This is a genomic window from Frankia canadensis, assembly GCF_900197875.1.
GTDB lineage: Bacteria > Actinomycetota > Actinomycetes > Frankiales > Frankiaceae > Frankia > Frankia canadensis.
In genome coordinates this window covers 1-20,088 of the sequence record NZ_FZMO01000012.1, presented here as the reverse complement: position 1 = coordinate 20,088, position 20,088 = coordinate 1, and the positions used below count along the sequence as shown (strand labels likewise).

General features: G+C 73.3%; 12 protein-coding genes. 4 read left to right on the top strand and 8 right to left on the bottom strand.

Translation table 11 applies throughout. The features are described 5' to 3' along the window. Positions 1-109: 109 nt before the first annotated feature. Both C1A33_RS02040 and C1A33_RS02035 read left to right on the top strand, forming a co-directional pair. On the top strand, positions 110-1,042 hold the full coding sequence (locus C1A33_RS02040; protein WP_101829824.1) for a carbohydrate ABC transporter permease: 933 nt from the start codon (positions 110-112) through the stop codon (positions 1,040-1,042). A 193-nt stretch (positions 1,043-1,235) separates the two neighbouring features. Then, positions 1,236-2,033, top strand: a complete 798-nt coding sequence (locus C1A33_RS02035) for a carbohydrate ABC transporter permease (RefSeq protein ID WP_101829823.1) — start codon at positions 1,236-1,238, stop codon at positions 2,031-2,033. A 164-nt stretch (positions 2,034-2,197) separates the two neighbouring features. Here C1A33_RS02035 and C1A33_RS02030 read toward each other — a convergent pair whose 3' ends face one another. Next, the gene (locus tag C1A33_RS02030) at positions 2,198-3,142 is read right to left on the bottom strand and encodes a type IV toxin-antitoxin system AbiEi family antitoxin domain-containing protein (RefSeq protein ID WP_207770112.1); all 945 of its coding nucleotides are present in this window, start codon (positions 3,140-3,142) and stop codon (positions 2,198-2,200) included. A 550-nt stretch (positions 3,143-3,692) separates the two neighbouring features. On the opposite strand from C1A33_RS02030, the gene C1A33_RS02025 reads away from it, so the two are divergent. Continuing rightward, entirely contained in the window at positions 3,693-5,453 is a 1,761-nt protein-coding gene (locus C1A33_RS02025; RefSeq protein ID WP_101829820.1) for a CocE/NonD family hydrolase, read from the top strand. 606 nt (positions 5,454-6,059) lie between these two features. Here the strand turns inward: C1A33_RS02025 and C1A33_RS38280 are convergent. Then, on the bottom strand, positions 6,060-6,683 hold the full coding sequence (locus tag C1A33_RS38280; RefSeq protein ID WP_341477166.1) for a biotin carboxylase domain-containing protein: 624 nt from the start codon (positions 6,681-6,683) through the stop codon (positions 6,060-6,062). A gap of 377 nt (positions 6,684-7,060) precedes the next feature. On the opposite strand from C1A33_RS38280, the gene C1A33_RS02015 reads away from it, so the two are divergent. Continuing rightward, positions 7,061-8,887 (top strand): glycoside hydrolase family 26 protein, encoded by a 1,827-nt coding sequence (locus tag C1A33_RS02015; protein ID WP_101829819.1) that lies wholly within the window; start codon positions 7,061-7,063, stop codon positions 8,885-8,887. Positions 8,888-9,190: 303 nt separating this feature from the next. On the opposite strand, the gene C1A33_RS02010 is transcribed toward C1A33_RS02015, so the two are convergent. From C1A33_RS02010 to C1A33_RS01985, 6 genes are all read right to left on the bottom strand, one after another. Further along, positions 9,191-10,624: an acetyl-CoA carboxylase biotin carboxylase subunit gene (locus C1A33_RS02010; protein WP_101829818.1), complete on the bottom strand. Its 1,434-nt coding sequence runs from the start codon at positions 10,622-10,624 to the stop codon at positions 9,191-9,193. Then, entirely contained in the window at positions 10,624-11,517 is an 894-nt protein-coding gene (locus C1A33_RS02005) for an acetyl-CoA carboxylase biotin carboxyl carrier protein (protein WP_243407084.1), read from the bottom strand. The genes C1A33_RS02010 and C1A33_RS02005 overlap by 1 nt, the downstream gene beginning before the upstream one ends. Then, a complete protein-coding gene (gene accD, locus C1A33_RS02000; RefSeq protein ID WP_101829817.1) occupies positions 11,514-13,361 on the bottom strand; it encodes an acetyl-CoA carboxylase, carboxyltransferase subunit beta in 1,848 nt (615 codons plus the stop codon). Before accD ends, C1A33_RS02005 begins: the two co-directional genes overlap by 4 nt. A gap of 16 nt (positions 13,362-13,377) precedes the next feature. Continuing rightward, positions 13,378-14,979: a PfaD family polyunsaturated fatty acid/polyketide biosynthesis protein gene (locus C1A33_RS01995; protein WP_101829816.1), complete on the bottom strand. Its 1,602-nt coding sequence runs from the start codon at positions 14,977-14,979 to the stop codon at positions 13,378-13,380. Next, entirely contained in the window at positions 14,973-17,381 is a 2,409-nt protein-coding gene (locus C1A33_RS01990; protein WP_101829815.1) for a hotdog family protein, read from the bottom strand. The genes C1A33_RS01995 and C1A33_RS01990 overlap by 7 nt, the downstream gene beginning before the upstream one ends. Next, the coding region (locus C1A33_RS01985) for a KR domain-containing protein (protein WP_115537911.1) at positions 17,378-20,088 on the bottom strand (2,711 nt) is incomplete at its 5' end. The genes C1A33_RS01985 and C1A33_RS01990, both read right to left, overlap by 4 nt.

The following is a 20,088-nucleotide window of genomic DNA, read 5'->3' as shown; positions in this document are numbered from 1 at the left end:
GGGTGCCCGCCCCGGCGCCGGGGCGGGCACCCCCGCGCGCACGGCGGACGCGCTCGCCGCCGCGGACGCTGTCGCCACGAACGGCGCGACGGCCGTGGCGGGCGCTTCCATGGCCGCCGCTCCCGTGGCCGCCGCATCGGCGGGGCGGCGGTCCGCGTCGAGCGTCGCCCGCCGGCTCGGGCGGGGCGTCGTGCCGTACCTGTACCTCGCGCCGGCGCTGGGCATGCTCGTGGTCTGGACCTACCGACCGCTCGCCGAGACCGTGAACTACTCGTTCTACTCGTGGAACCTGTCGCCGACGACACCGGCGGAGCCGGTCGGCTGGCAGAACTACCACCGGGTGTTCACCCTGCCCGACGTGTCCGGCTCGGTGTGGCGCACCCTGCTGATGATCGCCATGCTGCTGCCGTTCACCATCCTCATCCCGATCGTCGTCGGCCTGCTCACCCGGGAGGTGCGCGGCCGGGCGAAGACCGTCTACCAGGCGCTGATCTTCGCGCCCTTCCTCGTCGCGCCGGTCGCGAGCGCCGCCGTGTGGGAGTGGATCCTCACCCCCGACTCCGGCGTGCTGGACCGGGCGACCGGGCTGAAGACGAACTGGCTGCACGAGCGGATCCCGGCGCTGCTGTCCATCACCGGGATCGTCGGCTGGCAGATGCTCGGCTTCGCCGTGCTCGTCGTCGCCGCCGGCCTCGCCTCCATCAACGGCGACTACGCGGAGGCCGCGTCCGTCGACGGCGCCTCGCGCTGGCAGGCCACCCGCTGGCTGACCCTGCCGCTGCTGTCGCCGACGCTGGTGTTCCTGCTGCTCACGACGGTGCTGCTGGCCGGCACGTGGACGTTCCCGCTGATCGACACGCTCACCCAGGGCGGCCCGGTCAGCTCCACCACGAACATCTACTACCTGCTCTGGCAGTACGGGTTCAAGAACTTCGACGCGGGCCTGGCGGCCGCGGCCGGAGTGGTGTTCTTCCTCGCGTTCACCCTGGTCGCGCTGTTCCTCGTCTGGCTGTCCGACCGCCTGGCCTTCCACGACAACTGACACGCCCGCGCCGCTCGGGCGGCATGACGGCACCACTGACAGGAGAGCGGACGTGGCACTCGCCATCGAATCGCCGCTGGCCGACGACCGGCCGACCGCCACGGCGTCCGACGCCGCCGACACCACCCCCGGTGCCGGCGCGTCCCGGAGGGCGGCGGCCGGCGACGACGTTCCCGGCGGCCGCTCGCGGACGATGACCGTCGTCGGCCACGTCACGCTCGCCCTGCTCGGCCTCGTCTGTATCTTCCCGATCTACTGGATGTACGCGACGTCGCTGCGCCGCCCCAACGACGTGTACAAGACGTCGTACCTGCCGTGGCCGCTGTCGGTCGACAGCTACTCGCAGGCCCTCGACCAGCTCGACCTGGGCCGACTACTGCTGAACACGACGCTCGTCGCCCTGTTCACCGCCCTCGGCCAGCTGCTGACCAGCGTGCTGGCCGCCTACGCCTTCGCCGTGTGGACCTTCCCGGCGAAGCGGCTGCTCTACCTGGCCTTCGTCGGCACCTGGCTGGTGCCGTTCCAGGTCACGATGCTGCCGAACTACGTGCTGCTGCACGACCTCGGCCTGCTCAACTCGCTGTCCGGTGTGGTCGTGCCGAACCTCGTGTCGGCGCTCGGCGTGCTGATGCTGCGCCAGCACTTCGACAGCTTCCCCAAGGAGCTGCTGGAGGCGTCCCGCATGGACGGCCGCTCGTCCTGGGCGACGCTGTGGACGGTGGTCGTCCCGAACCTGCGCGCCCCGCTGGCGGCGCTGTCGATCCTGCTGTTCGTGAACGCCTGGAACGAGTACTTCTGGCCGGCGATGGTGCTCCAGCGCGGCAACCTGGTCCTGCAGCTCGGCATCAACAGCTTCATCAACTCGGTCGAGACCGAGGAATGGGGCCCGTTGACCGCCGCCGCCGGCCTCGCCACCCTCCCCATCTTCGCCCTCTACCTGGCCCTGCAACGCCACGTCATCAACGGCTTCGTCCGCTCCGGCCTCCGCTGACCCTCCCCCACCCACCTGCCTACGCGGCTGAGCACGGCCGTGTCGCATAATCTGGGCAAATCGGACAGCCGCCCGCGAATTCGCGACACGGCCCCGCTCTCCCACGCACACCGCCGGACCACGGCACCTCGGCGCGGCGAAGGGACGGGTGGATCTTGGGCGGATCAGTAGGGCGAGGCGTCGTCGCCCCGGCGCGACTCGGCGGCGCGTACGGCGGCGCCCACCATCTTCACCAGCTGGGCCGCGCCGACGGTCACGTCCCACCAGGTGAACCGCAGGATCTCCCAGCGGAGTCGGACCAGCGCGTTCTGCCGGAACCGGTCCCGATACAGGGCCGCAGGCACGCTATGCGGCCCGACGCCGTCCGCCTCGACCGCGAGCCGCAACGAAGGCCAGGCGAAGTCGACCCGAGCGACGAACCGGCCAGTCGTCGGATCGCAGACCGGCCACTGGCACTCGTCAGGCAGCAGCCCGAAATCGCCGAGCAGGAGGCGGACCCGCGTCTCCAGCGGAGACTCCGCCCGCCCATCGATGCGGTCCCACCAGCCGCGGGCTCGGCGGCCATTCGGCCGCGCCGACACCCGGCCGCGTAGATCGAGCACGTCCGCGGCGGCCAACTGGCCGGCGAACAGCATCGCGTCGACGACGCTGACGAACTCCTCGCGATCGCACAGCAAGGCGAGATCCTCCAGCGTCCGCGGAACCGTGCAGACGCGCAGGCCGCCGAGGTCGACGATGTCCGAGTCGCGCAGCTCCAGGCGACGTCGCCGATAGCCCGTTCGATCCCGCCGACGATTGCCGGTGGGCAGCGCGAGGTCGGTCGGCTCGTCCGACCTGAAGGCCGCCAGCCCAGGCAGATGATGCAACCGGGCTGCGGTCCGCCCACAGATGGTGCCGCCGAGGACGGACTGCGCGGCCCGCGCTCGCGCCCGCACCTCGTCGCGTACAGGCGGTATCAGCAAGGCCCCCTGCAAGGGAGAGGACCATCCGTGACGCCGCCGCCGCGACAGGGCGTCGTCGGACATGCCCAGCTGACGGGCCTGCTCACTGGTCACGACATCGTCCTGACGACGAGCCAGCGCGACGACGCGGTCGTGTGGCGTGGACATCATCCCACTCTCGGACATGCCCCCTGAACACGGCAGCCGTATCGGCCCATCTGTGGAGGACCGCGCCATCGCCTCAGCGGTACTACCAGCTGTGGAAAACCAAGCGCCCTGGCGTTACAGCCCTCGCAAGATCGTGATGGCGGCTGAAGCTGGTCAGGGTTGGCGGACCTCGGCGAACAGCTCCTGCGGAGGCCGTTGTCAAGGTAGGTCGCCGACAACATGGACCGCCAGACGTCGTTGCAAAGACATTGCCGCCGCCATCAAATCTGTCTGCATACAGAATATTTGACACCGATACGCGAGAAGGGCTATTGGGGGCAAGGACGTGAACGGCTGGCTGCGATGCCGGAAGGCGTCCATGGGGATCGATTGGGTGTCACCGTGCAGGTTACGGTGCCGAACTGGCCTGTTTGTGCTGAATGGTGCGAGCGGTCCGGAGTGGGCGTCGTATTCCTCCTGGTAAACCGGATGAGCGCGTTCCCATCAGGTCGACGTCATCGCGTCGGCAGCGCGGCGGGGTCGCGCCGTACTGCTTCTGACGGGAGTTCTGATGTCCTCGACAAGCGCCGCGGCGAAACGCCCCGGCCACCGCTGTCGGACAGCGCTGGTGCTGGTGGCCGTCGCGGCGGCGGTGGCTGCCTGTGGCACCTCGGGGGCGGCGCCGCCCGGGGCGGAGATCGTCTCCCGTCCCACGGGCGCGCCGAACCCGAGCCCGGGGGCGACGCAGGGCGCGCAGGTGCACGGCGGTGCGGCGGCCGGCCTGTCCGCGGACGCCCCGCGCCCGCGTGCGTCCAGCGACGCGGCGCCTACCCGCGCCGCCGGGCCGCCCCAGCAGACGATCACGGCGCGGGATGGCACCGTGCTGACCGCCACCGTCGTCGTCCCGCCGGTGCCTGGACGGTATCCGCTGGCCGTGATTCCGGCGGCCTGGGGATTTCCGAACACGGTGTTCGACGTGCAGGCGAAGGAGTTGTCCGCGCGTGGCTACGTGGTTCTGACCTACAACACCCGCGGCTTCTTCAGCTCGGGCGGCACGGTGGACGTGTCCGGACCCCGTGACGTTTCCGATGTGTCCGACGTCATCAGCTGGGCGCTCGCCCACACGCCGGCGGATCCGGCCCGGGTCGGCGTCGCCGGACTGTCCTACGGGGGCGGCATAGCCCTGCTCGCCGCGGCGGCCGACGCACGGGTCCGGACGGTCGCGTCCCTGAGCGGATGGACGGACTTCGGGTACTCCCTCTACGCCGCGGACACCCGTCACAAGGCCGCGCTGGATCTCCTCACCAGCCTGCTGCAGAAGACCGGACGGAGCGGGGCGGACTTCACCACGTTCCTCGACGACTACAACGGCCTGCGAAACATGCCCTCCGTGCTGGCCTGGGCGAAGGCGCGCAGCGCCGGCAGTCTCCTGGACGCCGTCAACAGGCATCACCCCGCGGTCTTCATGGCGGCCGCGTACGGCGACAACTTCTTCGCGCCGAATCCGCAGATCGATTTCTTCACCGGGCTGACCGGGCCGAAGTCGCTTCAGCTCGCTCCCGGCGACCACGGAACCAACGAGATCGGCGGCCTACTCGGGATTCCCAACGGGGAGTGGTCGTCCGCGTGGGACTGGTTCGACCGCGGTCTGCGTCCGGGGTCACCGTCCGCAGCGGCGCACGCGCCCGCGGCCGTGCGGCTCACGACGGACGGCGGCGGCGTCGAGACCTACCCGACCTGGGCCGCGGCGACCCGCTCCACGACGACGCTGCGCCTGGGGCCCGCGCCGCTGGGCACCGGCGATCTGTCGCCGACCGCCGCCACCGGGAGCTGGTCGACGTCGATCCGGTCCGGCACCGACACCACCGCCAACGCCGGCACGGTCCTGATCACCAAGGCCCTGCAGGGGATCAGCCACCTGCCGCCGACGCTGCGCCTCGACTCGGTCGACCGGCGGGACGGCGCGGTCTGGCAGGCGCCGCCGACCCCGCTGCCGCAGCGTATCCGCGGCATCCCGACCCTGCGGCTGTCCCTGACGCCGAACGTCGATACCGGGACCGTGGTCGCCTACCTGTACGCCACCAGCCCCACCGGCGACTCCACCCTGCTCAGCAAGGCCGTGCACACCTACCTCGGGGCGAAGCCCGGCCAGCCGCAGGCAGCGACGCTCGCCTTCGACCCGGTCGCGACGGACGTGCTGACGGGATGCCACCTCTCGCTGGTCATCGACACGAAGGACGATCTCTACCTCGACATGGACCGCGCCGGTGGCACCGTGGCGTTCGGTTCACCGAGTGCCCAGCCGTCCCAGCTGAGCGTGCCGCTCGGCTGAGCTGGGACGACGCGGTCCGGTTCGAGGTGCGCGCTGTTCCGTCGGCCGCGGGGCATGGTTGTCCCCGGCCGGCGGGCCAGCCGTACCTCGCGGGCTTTGACGGTGGACGTCCGACCCGTCGAAGTCAGACCATCATCAATCATTATTGTGGTTACGGAATGCGGGTCGGATATCTCCGGCCTGGCCATCCCTAGCATGTCACCACCAGCCCGGCACGTTCCCGCACACCCTTGGACGAAGACGGATCGGGGTGCATCTGACGTGAGCAGCGACGCTCGTGAGAAGGCTGGCCCGGCGTGGTCCTGGAAGACCAAGGCCACACCGCGCCCCTCGGTGGACCTGCGAACCGATGTGCCGCACAGTGCACGTGACCAAGGTGCCATGGTGTGATCCTCGCCAGTGCGTGCCGCGTGTCGCGGCAGGTGGACTACGGGCATCGGGGCGCTGGGCACCAGAGCTCGTGGTGGCAGTGTGCCCTTGGCCGTCGCCACTTCGGCACTCGTTCGTGCCTCCAGCGTGTACCGCCGGTGGTACACCTCACGCTCACCGACCCGAGCCTGTTTCCATCGCGACCTGATCTCGGGAATGGCCGACTCCGCGGGTGCTTCATAACCCGCACGCCCTCATGCTCACGATCTTCCCGGCGAAGCGGCCTTCCCGCGTGACAACGGTGGCTGTCGTCCACGTGCGCCGCTGATTTCCCGTGAGCGCCGCCGCTGCGCCCACTTCACCGCGCCTGGACTGTCGTGAAAACGCGAAAGGAGCGTCACCGCCGGATCCGGCGGATGCGGGGTCTCCTCTCCGGTGCGGGGCCCCTGCCGTGTGGTCGGCGGCACGCGACAGATGAGGCTGCCACGCCCCAACGATCCGGTGGCCGCTGCAGCAGAGCCCGCCTGTTGAGGCGTCGAGCCAGCGGGTGGCGATGAGGGACGTGTCGTGGGTGCCGGCACGGAAGGACGGATGGTCGAGGGCGTCGCGCAGGAACGGCGCCGTGGTGGCGAGGCCGGGGCCGTCGACGACCGTTTCGGTGAGGGCGCGGCGCATGCGGGCGATGGCGCCGGCGCGGTCGGGGGCCCAGACGACGATCTTGGCGAGCAGCGAGTCGTAGAACGGCGGGATGCGGTAGCCCGTCTCCAGGTGCGTGTCGACGCGGACGAACGGGCCACCGGGCAGGACGAGGCGGGTGACAAGGCCTGGAGTCGGGCGGAAGCGGATGGTCGCGGTCGTCAACCGCAGTGCGCCCGCTGGCCGGACGTGTGGTGACGCGGGTGAATGTCGCAATCACCCGGAACCACCTGCGCTCACATCCATAGAGTAATTATATCGTCACCCTACGTATAGACTAGCCATGTCAACGAAGGTGAGGCCTTCGTCGCCGATCTCCGCGACGAGGGTCTCTGACGAAGGTGTGAGGCACGAACGTGCTCATCAAGCCAGCCGCGGGGCGCGCGGACCGACAAGATTATTCTCATCACGACGAACCCAGCCAACTCCCCAACAGGTGGCGGCGGACGACACGGCGAGCCGGCCGGCAGAACCGGCACAGACGCCGGCCCGGCGGCGATGACCGGCGCCGAAGGCTGGCCCGGCTGGTCTGCCTGGTTCCCATGGTGGTGAGTGTGCTGGCCGGGCTGCAGGCGGTCTCGACCGCGGCGCCGGCACTGACCGCGACGATCGAGGACTCCAGCGTCGGCACCGGCACCAACCAGGTCGCCTACGCCGGCACCTGGACGGTGTGCGGGGGCTGCATCCCCACGACCCCCAACGGGAGCTTCCGCTACTCCTCCGCGGCGAACGCGACCGCGACCATCCGGTTCACCGGGACACAGATCAAGTTCTACGGGATCCGGGAGACACACGGCGGCGTCGCCACCGTCAGCATCGACGGCGGCACCCCCGGCGTCTTCGACACCTACGCGGCGACGTCGAGCAACCCCCTGGTCTACGAGTCGGGAGTGCTCGCCAACACCACGCACACCGCCGTGCTGCGCAACCTCGGCCAGAACAACCCGCCGTCCGACGGGTTCGTCGTCGGGTTCGACCGCGCCGAGGTGTACGTCGACCCGGTCGTCCCACCGCCACCAGCCCCGGGCCAGACGAAGACGATCGAGGACAGCGACATCGGGGTCGGCGCCGTCGTGTACGTCAGCGCGTGGCTGGAGTGCAGGGGATGCGTTCCCAGCACCCCGAACAACAGCTTCCGGTACTCGTCGGCGATCGGCGCCACCGCGACCATCCGGTTCACCGGCACCCGGATCCAGGTCTACGGCGTCAAGGAACGCCACGGCGGCATCGCCACCCTGACCCTCGACAACGGGACCCCCAGCAGGGTCGACACCTACGCCCCGACGTCCAGCAACGCGCTGATCTACGACTCCGGCACGATCAGCGACGGCCCGCATTCGGTCATCCTCCACAACATCGGCGAACACAGCCCCGCCTCGGACGGCTTCGTCGTTGCCTTCGACCGCGCCGTGCTGACCCTGGGAGCCGCGACGACGCCGCCGTTCATCGGCAACCGGTCGGGAGAGCCATGGCTGTCCGGGGCGAACGGCGACCCCGTGATGTCCCCGCAGTACGTCGACTCGTTCTGTCTGTCCCGCGGCAGCCTGTGTGACCTGGCCCATGTCTACGTCCCACGGCAGAGCTGGTCGTCGATCACCAACCTGGACCTGATACGGGACAACTTCGGCGGCTGGCCGGGCCAGATGGAGATCTCCGTGCCGCCGTTCCCGGAGAACAGCGGTGCGAGTCTTCAACAGTGCGCGACCGGGGCCTACGACTCCCACTGGCGGGACTTCGGCAACTCGCTGAACAGGATCGGCCGGCAGACCTCCATCGTCCGGCTCGCCTGGGAGGCGAACGGGAACTGGTACGAGTGGTCCGGGACGGACCCGGTGGCGTACGTCAACTGCTGGCGGAAGATCGCCGATGCGATCAGGTCCGTCACCAACCCGGACCCGCTGATCAGTTGGCCCATCAACGCGCACTACTCGCAGAACCCGCCCAGCCACAACCCGCTGGACCTCTACCCCGGCGACCAGTGGGTCGACATCATCAGCATGGACGACTACGACTTCTACCCGGCGTCCCGGACGCTCGCCGAGTTCAACGCCCAGGCCAACGCGATGGGCGGGGTGACCTGGCTGTACAACTTCGCCAAGGCACACGGGAAGCTGTTCGGCATCGGCGAATGGGGCATCGTGCAGGGCTCGGGCAGCAACGGCGGCGGCGACAACCCCGGCTACATCACGTGGATGCGGGACTGGATGGTCGCCCGGGCCGGCGAGAACTTCTACTACGAGGCCTACTTCAACAACTGCGACCAAGGCAACGTCGGCTCGAACCTCTACCGGCCCGTGACCCCCGGCTGCGTCTACCTGAACCCACTGTCCGGAGCACGGTACCGGGCACTCTGGGCACCGAACCCCTGACCGTGGGCCAGGCCTGACCAGACCCGTCCAGGTCTGGTCAGGCCTGGCCGTCCCCAGTCGCGCCCCTGTCGGCGGGCAGTCCTCGCCCGCCGACAGGGGCGCTCCGCGTTGGTTAGACCAGCCCATGTACCCATAAAGGATGTACTGGGGCCGCGGCAGGGCGGTCATCGCGGCGTCGCCGGTGTGACGGTATCCCTGATGGCACGACGTGTCGCCGGCGCCGCCCGGCCGGGCAGGTCCAGGTCCCCGAATCCCCCCGTCGAGGGAGGACCGGAGGACCGGTTCGCGGACGGCGGCGCACGGTCAGGTGATGGAGGTGCCCACCGTCGCCGGAGCGGGGGTGACGGGCGCCGCGGCGGCTGTCGGCGGCGCCGTGGTCGGGGCCGGGCTCGTCGGCAGGGTGGCGATGAGGGAGGTGTCGTGGGTGCCGGCACGGAAGGACGGATGGTCGAGGGCGTCGCGCAGGAACGGCGCCGTGGTGGCGAGGCCGGGGCCGTCGACGACCGTTTCGGTGAGGGCGCGGCGCATGCGGGCGATGGCGCCGGCGCGGTCGGGGGCCCAGACGACGATCTTGGCGAGCAGCGAGTCGTAGAACGGCGGGATGCGGTAGCCCGTCTCCAGGTGCGTGTCGACGCGGACGAACGGGCCACCGGGCAGGACGAGGCGGGTGACGAGGCCGGGCGTCGGGCGGAAGTCGCGTGCCGGGTCCTCGGCGTTGAGGCGGCATTCGATCGCCGCACCCCGGGTGACGACGTCCGCCTGGCCGTAGCCGAGCGGCTCGCCGGCGGCGACGCGCAGCTGCTCGGCGACGAGGTCGATGCCGGTGACCATCTCCGTCACCGGGTGCTCGACCTGCAGGCGGCAGTTGACCTCCATGAAGTAGTAGCCGCGCCGCGCCGGGTCGTAGAGGAACTCGGCGGTGCCGGCGCCGACGTAGCCGGCGTCGAGCAGGGCACCCACGGTGTGCGTGCCGAGTTCGGCGAGCGCGGCCTGGTCGACCTCGGGCGCCGGCGACTCCTCGACGAGCTTCTGGTGGCGACGCTGCAGCGAGCAGTCGCGGGCGCCGAGGTGGACGCCGCCCCCGTGCGCGTCGAGGAGCACCTGGATCTCGACGTGGCGGGCCGAGTCCAGGTACCGCTCGCCGTAGAGGCGGCCGTCGCCGAACACGGCGAGCGCCGCGGCGCGGGTCTCGGCGTAGGCGTCCTCGACGTCGTCCCGGTCGCGCACGACGCGCATGCCACGACCGCCGCCGCCGGCGACCGCCTTGAGGATCATCGGGAAGCCGATCTCGTCGGCGAGCGCCAGCGCGGCGCCCGGACCGTCGAGGGCGTCGCGGCTGCCGGGCAGCAGCGGCAGGCCGGCCTCGCGCATGATGCCGCGGGCGATCGCCTTGTCGCCGAGCTGGGCCATCACCGACGCCGGCGGGCCGATGAAGACGATCCCCTCGTCCTCGCAGACCTCGGCGAACTCGGGGTTCTCCGACAGGAAGCCGTAGCCCGGGTGGATCGCCTCGGCGCCGCGGGTGCGGGCGGCCTCGACCACAGCGGGGATGTTCAGATAGCTCGCCTTCGACGGCCCGGGCCCGACCTGGACGGACTCGTCGGCGGCACGCACGGCCGCCGAGTCCCGGTCGGCGGCCGAGTGCGCGACGATCGTGCGGATGCCGAGTTCCTGGCAGGTGCGCACGACCCGCAGCGCGATCTCGCCGCGGTTGGCGACCAGGACGCTGGTGAACATCAGCCCTCGCCGCCAGCCGCGGCGAGCACGAACAGCGGCTGGCCGTGCTCGATCGGGCTCGCGTCGTCGACCAGGACGCGCACGACCCGCCCGGCCCGCTCCGCCTCGATCGGGATCATCAACTTCATCGCCTCGACGATGCCGACCTGCTGCCCGGCCCGCACCGTGTCGCCCTCACTGACGAACGGCGGCTTGCCGGGTTCAGGCGCCCGGTAGAACATTCCGACCGACGGCGAGTCGAGCGTGAACTCCCCCGCGCCTGCCTCGGCCGCGCCCGCGCCGCCAGCCGCCGGCGCTGTCACCGCGGTGGCACCGCTCGTCGCGGCACCGCTCGTCGCGGGACCGTGCGCGCCGGCACCATTCGGGCCCGCGCCGTTGACGGTGGCGCCGTTGGTCGCGGCACCCGCGATGGCACCGTTCACGGCGGCGCCGTTCGTCGAGCCGGCCCCCAGCGCCTGGGCGCCGTCGCCGCCGGTGAGCGGACGGACGGCCGTCGGCGCGGTGGAGACCGCCGACCAGCGGGTACGCGCCGCGGCGGAGTCGCCGAGCGCGGGCGCGACGGTCGCCCAGCCCATCTCGACGGTAACGTCGCCCGCGGACACGCGCACCAGGCTCGGCGCGATCGGCGCGCGGACGGACAGCTCCAGCAGGTGGGCGCCGAGCACACCGATGACGGCGTCGACGGCCGGCAGCGCACCGTCGACGGCCGACGGCCCGAGAGCGGACGGGGACCCGGTGGCGGCCGGCGAGCCGGTGGCGGCCTGCGAGCCGGCGGTTGCCTGCGAGCCGGCGGTTGCCTGCGAACCCGTCGCGGGGACGCCCTCGGCGCCGCCGGCGCCCGTGCTGGCGCCGTCCGTCGCTCCCGCTGCCCTCGCCGCCTGGTCGATCGTCATCGGGTCGCCCCCTCTTCCTCGCTGTGGCTTGCCTCGTCGGTCTCGTCGGTCTCGTCGGTGCGGTGGTGCGCGGCGTCCGTCTCGGGGACGCCGAACTGGCGGAAGCGGGCGCGGCGGCGGGTCACCAGGGTCATCTGGTCGAGGGGCGTGAGGTCGGCGAGGGCGGCGCGCAGCGCGACCCGCAGGGTGGCGGCGGCGCGCTGCGGGTCGGCGTCGGCGCCGCCGTCGGGCTCGACGACGACGCCGTCGACGATGTGCAGGCGCAGCAGTTCGCGGGAGTCGACGCGCAGCGCCGCGGCGGCCCGGGGCGCGGCCGCCGGGTCCTTCCACAGGATCGACGCGCAGCCCTCCGCGCTGATCACCGAGTAGACGGCGTTGGCGAGCATGAGGACGCGGTCGGCGAAGGCGAGGGCGAGCGCGCCGCCGCTGCCGCCCTCGCCGGTGACCACGGCGACGACCGGCACCGCGAGCCCGGCCATGAGCCGCAGGTTCTCGGCGATCGCGACCGCCTGGGCCTGCTCCTCCGCCTCGACGCCCGGGTACGCCCCGGCGGTGTCGATCAGCGTGACGACCGGGAGGCCGAGCTTGGCCGCCAGCCGCATCACCCGGGCGGACTTGCGGTAGCCGGCCGGGGTCGGCAGGCCGAAGTTGCGGTGCCGCAGCTCGTCGGCGGTGTGGCCCTTCTGGGTGCCGATGACGACCACCGGGACACCATCGAGGCGGCCGAGGCCGGCGACGATCGCCGGGCAGTCGGCGGACATCCGGTCGCCGCGCAGCTCGGTGAAGTCCTCGACGATCATGCCGATGTAGTCGAGGGTCGTCGGCCGGCCGAGGCGGCGCGCCGCGCGCACCGACTCCCACGGGTCGCGCGCGGCGAGCTGTTCGTGGTCGGTGACGACCGCCCCGCCGGCGCGCGCGGGCTGGCGCGGGATGCCGTCCTCTCGTCGGCTCGACACCGACAGCAGCCGGCTGAGGGTGGCGCGCAGTTCGGCGCGCGGGCTGATGATGTCGACGACGCCGTGGGTGAGCAGGAACTCGGCGGTCTGGAAGTCGTCGGGGAGCACCTGGCGGATCGTCTGTTCGATGACGCGACGGCCGGCGAACCCGAGCCGGGCGCCGGGCTCGGCGATGATGACGTCCGCGAGTGTCGCGAACGACGCCGCCACCCCGCCGAACGTCGGGTCGGTGATGAGCGAGACGGTGAGGATGCCGGCCTCGTCGAGCTGGCCGAGGGCCTGGCTGGTCTTGGCCATCTGCATCAGGGCGATGGCGCCCTCCTGCATCCGCGCGCCACCGGACGCGGTGACGGTGATCAGCGGCGTCCGCTCGCGCAGCGCGACCTCGGCGCCGCGGGTGAACACCTCGCCGACCGCGGCACCGAGGCTGCCGCCGAGGAACCGGAAGTCCATGACGACGACGACGGCCGGGTTGCCGTCGATCGTCCCGCGCACGGCGACCGCCGCGTCATGCAGCCCCGTGGCGGCGCGGGCGGCGCGAAGCCGGTCCGGGTAGGGCTTGGAGTCGACGAACTCCAGCGGGTCGCCGTCGATCGCCGTCACCTCGATGTCGCGGCGCGAACCGGCGTCGAGCAGCAGGTCGAGCCGCTGGTCGATGGTCATCGGGGCGTGCCAGCCGCAGTCGGCGCAGACCCGCCCGGCCCGGTCGAACCGGCGCCCGTAGATCATCGTGCGGCAGCCGCCGCACAGCAGCCACGACGATCCCGCCTCCGCGCGGCCGCGCCCGACACCCGCCGACCGCGCTCCGGGCGCATGGCCACCGCCGTCCGCGTCCCCGCCCCGGTCGCGGACGGTGCTTCCCTCCGTTCGAACGGCCTCGATCGTCATCGCTGGCTGCCTTTCGTCACTGGGACGGAACAACGGGGATGTACGTGGTGGCGGAGGACGGCAGCCGCACGCCGGCGGCCCGCAGCGCCGCGACCCGCTCGTGGAAGGCGGCGCCGACCATCAGGTGACCGGCCACCTCGGCGACGTGCCGGTTGCCGACCTCGGCGAGGTAGGTGCCGGCGACCCAGGCGTTGAACGCCCCCATCGCCGGGCCGCACCACACCTGGTAGTCGGCGGCCCGGTCGGGATCGCCGGCGATGCTCCAGCCGGACGAGCGGCCCAGGTACCAGCGGAACACCAGCGCCATGCGCCGGCGGGGGTCGTCCGCGGCCCGGGTGATCTGGTCGGGGTCGCGGCGGGTGAAGAACTCGACGCAGTCCGCCCAGACGTCGTCGAGTGTGCGGCGGAAGACCCGCTTCTCCAGCGTGTCGCGCACGTCGGCGGGCAGCGCGTCCAGCCCGTCGTAGGCCCGGTACAGCTCGTAGAGCTGGCGCGCGCGGCCAGGGAACAGGGTGCCGCGGCGCAGCACCTGCACCTCCACGCCGAGCTCGAACATGTCCGCCGACGGCGTCATCGCCGTGTCGGCGACACCGGTCGCCGCGAGCATCCGCTTGGTGGTGTCCGACTGGTCCGCCTCGACGGTGGACTGGTTCACCGAGCCGGTGACGACGTAGGCGGCGCCGAGGGCGAACGCCGCCGCCGCGGCCGCGGGCGTCCCGATCCCGCCGGCCGCGCCGACCCGCACCGCGCTCGGCCGGCCCTGCTCGCGGCGGATCCGCTCGGCGAGGGCCAGCAGTTCGGGCAGCAGGACGACGAGGGGACGCCGGTCGGTGTGACCGCCGGAGTCGGCTTCGGCGGTGATGTCGTCGGCAAGGGGCACGGTGGCGGCGAGCTCGGCCTGCTCGGGCGTCACGTCGCCGGCGGCGAGCAGGCCGCGGACGAGGTCCGCCGGCGCCGGGCGCAGGAACCGCTCGGCGACCTCGGCCCGCGACACCTTGCCGATCACGCGGTGGCCGATCTCGACCCGCCCGTCGCGGCCGCGGTGCAGGCCGGCGAGCCGGTAGCGGACGAGCTGCGCCGTCGGCTCGACGAACGCCGACGCCTCCAGCGTGGTGACGCCGTGGCGCAGGCAGGCGTCGACGGTCGCCGCCTCCATCGCCGACTCGCTCGGGCTGTGGATGAGGTTGCAGGCGAACGGCGCGCCGGCGGCGTCGCGGACGATCGCGGCGAGCGCCTCGTCGACCCGCGCGGGCAGCACTCCCGCGGCGCCGAACGAGGCGAGGAAGCCGGCGCGGGCGAGCGCGGCCACCATCGGCGCCGACGCGATCCCGTTCGCCATCGCCCCGGCCATGTAGGCGTACCGCACGCCGTGCGCCGCCCGGAACGCGGGATCACCGAGGGCGGTCGCCGGCCGGGGCCCCGTGGCGGCGAGCACCTGCCCGCCGGCCGCCACCACCTGGGCCACCTCGCTCTGGTCACCGCTGGTCCGCACCCGCCCGCCGCTGTCGCGCAGCACGTAGCAGGGCCGGTCCAGCGCGAGCAGGTCCCGGTAGGCCGCACCGGCCGCACCGGTGGGCGCGGCGGCCACCGCGGTCGCCGGGGGTGTGGTCGTCACCATGACGGGGCTCCGTCCTCGCGCAGTTCGACGGCGATGCCGAGGCACTCGTAGATCCGCAGGCCCGGCTTCCAGACGCTGGCGTCGCCGGTCACCCGGACCCGGCCCTGGCCACGGCGCACCTCCTTGATGTGCACCTCCAGACGCGTCTCGCCGTCCGTCGGCAGGAACTGGCCGCGGTACTTCCAGGTGAACGCCGTGCCGACGGGCAGGATGAACGCCGGGTCGACGAGACCGTCCGCGTGCGCCGAGTCGAGCAGCCACTCCTGCATCGCCTGGATGACCGTCTCGACGCCGAGCGAACCGGGGATGACCGGGTCGAGGTGGAAATGGCGGGCGAAGAACCAGTCGTCCGGGTCGATGGCGCGCACCGCGTGCAGGTAGCCCTCGCCGTAGCGGCCACCGCCGTCGACGACGTCGACCGTGTCGAGCAGCGCCAGGTGGTCGCGGGCGATGAGACGGGCGTGCGGGTCGGCGCGGCGGGCGGCGACGTCGATCGTGCGCGTCGCCGGGCGCGGGTCGACGGAGTCCAGCCAGGTCGGCGCGAACTTCCCGGCGTCCAGGCCGGTCTGGTTGGCCAGCGCGCCGTCGCTGAAGTAGCCGAACAGCGTCTCGCCCTCGTAGAACGGCTCGCCGTCGACCGACAGGGTGTAGCTGAAGTTCTGCAGCGACGAGCCGGGCATGTCGGTGGTGGACAGCAGCCTGGAGTGCTGGCGGATGGTGGCGTCGCGCAGGTCGATCTCGCGCAGCACCGTCGCCGACCCGCCGAGGTTGCGCAGGCTGACGACCGCCGCCGGGTCGCCGAGGGTGGCGCCCATGTAGTAGCCGACCATCAGCGCGGCCTGCAGCGACGTCTCCATGTAGACGCAGTTCGGCATGGACGCGTTGGCGGTGTCGGCGAAGTACCAGGAGTCCGCCGGGGCGTCGTACTCGGTGACGTGCGAGGCGCCGCCGGCGAGTGTCGCCGCCTCGCCGCGGGTGCCGTGCAGCTCCAGGACGCGGTCGACGAGCAGCAGCCCGCCGGACGGCAGCCGGGTCGCCTTGCGCCCGGTGTAGCCGGCGAACTCCGGTCCCAGCGCGATCGCCTGATCGCCGCGGCAGAAGTGGGCCATGTGGAACTCGCTGAGCATCGCCCGGTCACCGAACCGGTTGCGCCGACCCAGCCACGCGGCCGGCCGGCCACCGATCTCGGGCCCGACGGCCCGTCCGTCCGGCTCCCGCAGTCCGACGACGAGGTCGACGACCCGGGCCAGCACCTCGCCGTCCGACTCACCCGCGCCCCCCGCGACGCCCGGTGCGGCGCCTGGACGGCCGTTTGCCGTACCGCCAACGCCGTTTGCCGTAGCGCCACCGGCGCCCGGGCCGACGCGGCGCAGCTCCGCGTCCGCGCGCAGCCACGGCCGCGGCACCAGATCGACGTCGGCGATCTCGACGACGAGCACGAACTCGCCACCCTCGGCGCCGGCCAGGGCGACACGCGGCCCGGCGCCGTCGGCGGCCTCGCCCGACGCGGCGGCGCCCTCGACGAACCGGGCGTCCGGCAGGCACAGATGCAGCCCCAGGTACACGGCGAACAGCCGCGCCGCCTGGGCCGCGGCCGCCACCACGTCGGCCTCACCGAGCGCGGCACCCGGCGGCGCGACGAGCCGGGCGCGCAGCAGCCCCCGCCCGGCGCGCCCGCCGCGCAGCTCGATGGCCTCCACCGCGGCCAGCAGCGACGGACCGGCGCCGGTGAAGCGGACCGCCCCGTCGAGGCCCTCCTGCTCGTAGGCCGCGCCGAACACCGCGGCGATCTCGGCACGGGCGATCCGGTCCAGCTCGGCCGGGCCGAGCGCGCGCACCGTCGTGCGGGCCAGCGGCTTGAACGACGCCTCCGTCGTCACCCGGCCGCGCGCCGGCGCCGGGGGCAGTGCCACCGGCAGCGCCGGCGTGCCGGCGAGGGCGAGTCCCGCGGCGTGCGCCGGCGGACCCGCGTCGACGCCGGCCGACAGGCCAAGCCGGGCCAGTGCTCGCCGCTGCAGACCCGTCTGGGCCCGCAGCGCGCTGGCGTGCGCCGCGACGGTCGTCGCCCGCAGCAGTCGGATCATCTCCGTGACCGACGCCGCGGCCGGGTCGCCCACCCGGACGGCGCCGACCGCGCCGCGCGCGACCAGTTCCCGGGAGCCCACCGGCGCCACCACGACCGCATCCGGGTCGAAGACCGGCGCACCCACCTCCGCGGCGGGCGACGCGGTGACACCGGCGGGCACGGCGGGCACGGCGGGCGCGGCGGGCACGGTCGGCGCGGCGAGAGCCAGCGGGTCGAAGGCCTCGCCGGCGAAGCCGAGCTCCTCCGCCTCGTCCACACTGAACTCCTGGCCGGGAACGCCCCGACCGGCGACGGTTTCCTGAGCTACGACGGTCATACCGAAACGTCCTCGTTCTCGGTCGGGGTCTGCCGCCAGGCCCGGACGGCCTCGGCGAACTTCGCGGCCATGCCGGGCGTGGCGGCGACGGTGACGTCGGTGAAGCGGGCCAGGACGGTGCCGTCGGGGGCGGCGGCCGTCGCGGTGACGGTCGCGGTGCCGCCACCGGCGTCGACGCGGGCGCCGTCGAGCACGAGCACGAACGGCGACCCGTCGGGCAGCGGCCGCAGGTACTCGGCGCGGCCGATGGCCAGCGGCAGGCAGGCCTGGCCCAGCAGCGCCAGGCCGAGCACCGGCGGGCCCTGCAGCAGCACGTCGGCGAGCACCGGGCTGTGCAACGCCCCGCCGAACGCGGCACGCAGGTCCGCGTCGTCGGCGAGGACGCATTCGAGGACGAGGCGGTCGGCGCCGCGTTCCAGCACGCGGCGCATGCCCTGCAGCCGCGGCCCGTGGAACTGGGTGCCCTCGAGGTAGATGTCGAGCCCGTTCTCCGGGCCCTCCCCCAACCGGTAGCTCGGCCACCCGGGGACGGCCGACGCATCGCCCGCCGACCCGGCCGCGCGCGCCTCGTCGGCCGGGGCGGCGAGGACGAGGGTCGCCGCGTAGTGCGGGACGGGCAGGCGCCCGGCACCGTCGCCGCGCACCGAGACGCGCATCAGCAGGCGAGTGCCGGCGTCGCCGTCCCCCTCGGACCCGGCGGGTTCGAGGACGACCTGCGCGGTCTCGGGCGCGGACCCGTCGAAGACGATGCCCTTGTGCACCACGAACCCGCGGACCTCGACGACTCGCCGGCCGGGCAGCGCCCGCTCGGCCACGTTGATCATCCAGCCGAGGCCGAACGTCGCCGGCAGTACCCGGTGCGCGCCGACCTGGTGGGCGGCGATGACCGGGTGTTCCTCGATCCCGGCCAGACGTCGCCGGGCGCGCAGCGTCGCGCCGCCCGCGGCGGCCGACTCGGCGAGCGCGTGGTCGGGGCCGACCAGGACGCACGTCTCGCCGGCGCGGTCGGCGCGGAACGTGTCGACGAACGCGCCGGCGCCGGCGTCCGGGGCGAGCAGCTCCACCCCGCGCGCGGCGAACAGCTCCCGCAGCGCCGGGGTGACCATGCCGCCGTCCCACGCGCCCCAGTCGATGGCGACGACGTGCCGGCCGGGCCGGTCGTGGCGCAGCGCGGCGGCGACGCGGCACAGCGCCTCGTTCGCGGCGGCGTAGTCGGCCTGACCCGGGTTGCCGAACAGCCCCGCGACCGAGGTGAACAGCACCACGTGCCGCAACGCCGCGCCGCCCGACCCGCCCGCGGCGCCGGAGGCGTCGTGGGCGTCGGAGGCGTCGTGGGCGTCGGAGGCGTCGTGGGCGTCGGTCGGCTCGTCGAGGGCGTCGAGCAGGGCCCGCAGTCCACCGAGCTTGGGGGCGAAGACGCGGGCGACGTCGGCCTCGGTCTTGTCCACGAGCCGGGCGTCGGCGAGCACGCCGGCGCCGTGCACGATGCCGGTGACCCGCGCGCGCAGCTCGCCGAGGGCCGCCCGGACGGCGGCCGGGTCGGTGACGTCGACCGGCACGTAGTCCGCCCGCGCACCGGCCGCCCGCACGGCGGCGAGCGTCACGCGGATCTCCCGGGCCGCCAGCAGCCCCTGGTAGAGGCGTTCCACCTCGCGGGGAGTCGGCCGGGTGCCGCCGGAGCGCAGGTGCGCGATCACGGCCGGCTTGAGCGCGCCGTCGGCGACGCCGACGGCCCAGTCGGGCTCGTCGTCCAGGGGTGAGCGGCCGAGCAGGACGAACCGGGCCGGAACCCGTTCGGCCAGGGCGCGCACGCACAGCGCCGTCACCCCCCGGGCTCCACCGGAGACGACGAACACGTCGTCCGCCCCCACGGTGAGCTCGGCGCCGCCCGCAGGGTCCGGGACCGCCGTCGTCCCGACAGCGGTGCGGGCTCCGTCGACGGCGGTGTCGGCGGGATGGGCGGTATAGGCGGGGTTGGCGTCGTGCAGCTCGGCGTCGAGCAGCGCGGCGACCGTGTCCGCGGGCAGGCCGGGCGCGGCGTCGAGGGCCCGGCAGAACAGCGCCGGCGCCTCGGCGTCCAGGGTCTTCACGACCCCGCCGACGCCGCCGAGCAGCGACGCGACCAGACCGGCCGAGCCGTGATGCCCGAGGCCGCCGTCGAGGCGGGTCAGGGTGACGAACGCGGCCCGGGTGCCGTCGGCGGCGGTCGCCGTCAGCGGACCGTGGGCCTGCCTGGCCAGCTGGATCGTCTCGGCGAGCCGCGCGGCTGTCGGCTCCCAGCCGTCGCCCGGGGTCAGCAGGGTCAGGACCAGGTCGACCCGGCCATCGAACACCCCCTGCGACCTGGTGGTGTCGAGGTCGACGGGATGGGCGGTCCAGCCGCGCTCGCGCAGTCCGCCGGTCAGCGGCTCCGCGTCGGGGCTGGAGCGGTGCAGCACGACGGCCACCGGGGACTCGGCGAACGGCTTGTCCAGGCGGTCGACGGGGGGCAGGGTCACCAGCCGGACGACGCGGCGGGGGGCCGGCGCCGACGCCGGCTCACCGGCTTTTGGGTCGACACCACCTGCCTCCGCGCCGGTCACGGCGTCGGCCGGGCCGGCCGGTCCGGGTGGTGCGGCGGCGGTGACGAACTCGGTGATCTGGTCGAGGGTCCGCAGCTCGGCGAGCTGCTCCGGGCCGACCGTCGGCGCCTGCGGGAACCGCTCCC

Bases quoted from the DNA above. Each gene is read 5' to 3' on its own strand.
- C1A33_RS02010 (WP_101829818.1), bottom strand. From the start codon at position 10,624: ATGTTCACCAGCGTCCTGGTCGCCAACCGCGGCGAGATCGCGCTGCGG.
- C1A33_RS02025 (WP_101829820.1), top strand. From the start codon at position 3,693: ATGTCCTCGACAAGCGCCGCGGCGAAACGCCCCGGCCACCGCTGTCGG.
- C1A33_RS02015 (WP_101829819.1), top strand. From the start codon at position 7,061: ATGGTGGTGAGTGTGCTGGCCGGGCTGCAGGCGGTCTCGACCGCGGCG.
- C1A33_RS01990 (WP_101829815.1), bottom strand. From the start codon at position 17,381: ATGACCGTCGTAGCTCAGGAAACCGTCGCCGGTCGGGGCGTTCCCGGC.
- accD (WP_101829817.1), bottom strand. From the start codon at position 13,361: ATGACGATCGAGGCCGTTCGAACGGAGGGAAGCACCGTCCGCGACCGG.
- C1A33_RS02040 (WP_101829824.1), top strand. From the start codon at position 110: ATGGCCGCCGCTCCCGTGGCCGCCGCATCGGCGGGGCGGCGGTCCGCG.
- C1A33_RS02030 (WP_207770112.1), bottom strand. From the start codon at position 3,142: ATGTCCACGCCACACGACCGCGTCGTCGCGCTGGCTCGTCGTCAGGAC.
- C1A33_RS01995 (WP_101829816.1), bottom strand. From the start codon at position 14,979: ATGGTGACGACCACACCCCCGGCGACCGCGGTGGCCGCCGCGCCCACC.
- C1A33_RS02005 (WP_243407084.1), bottom strand. From the start codon at position 11,517: ATGACGATCGACCAGGCGGCGAGGGCAGCGGGAGCGACGGACGGCGCC.
- C1A33_RS02035 (WP_101829823.1), top strand. From the start codon at position 1,236: ATGACCGTCGTCGGCCACGTCACGCTCGCCCTGCTCGGCCTCGTCTGT.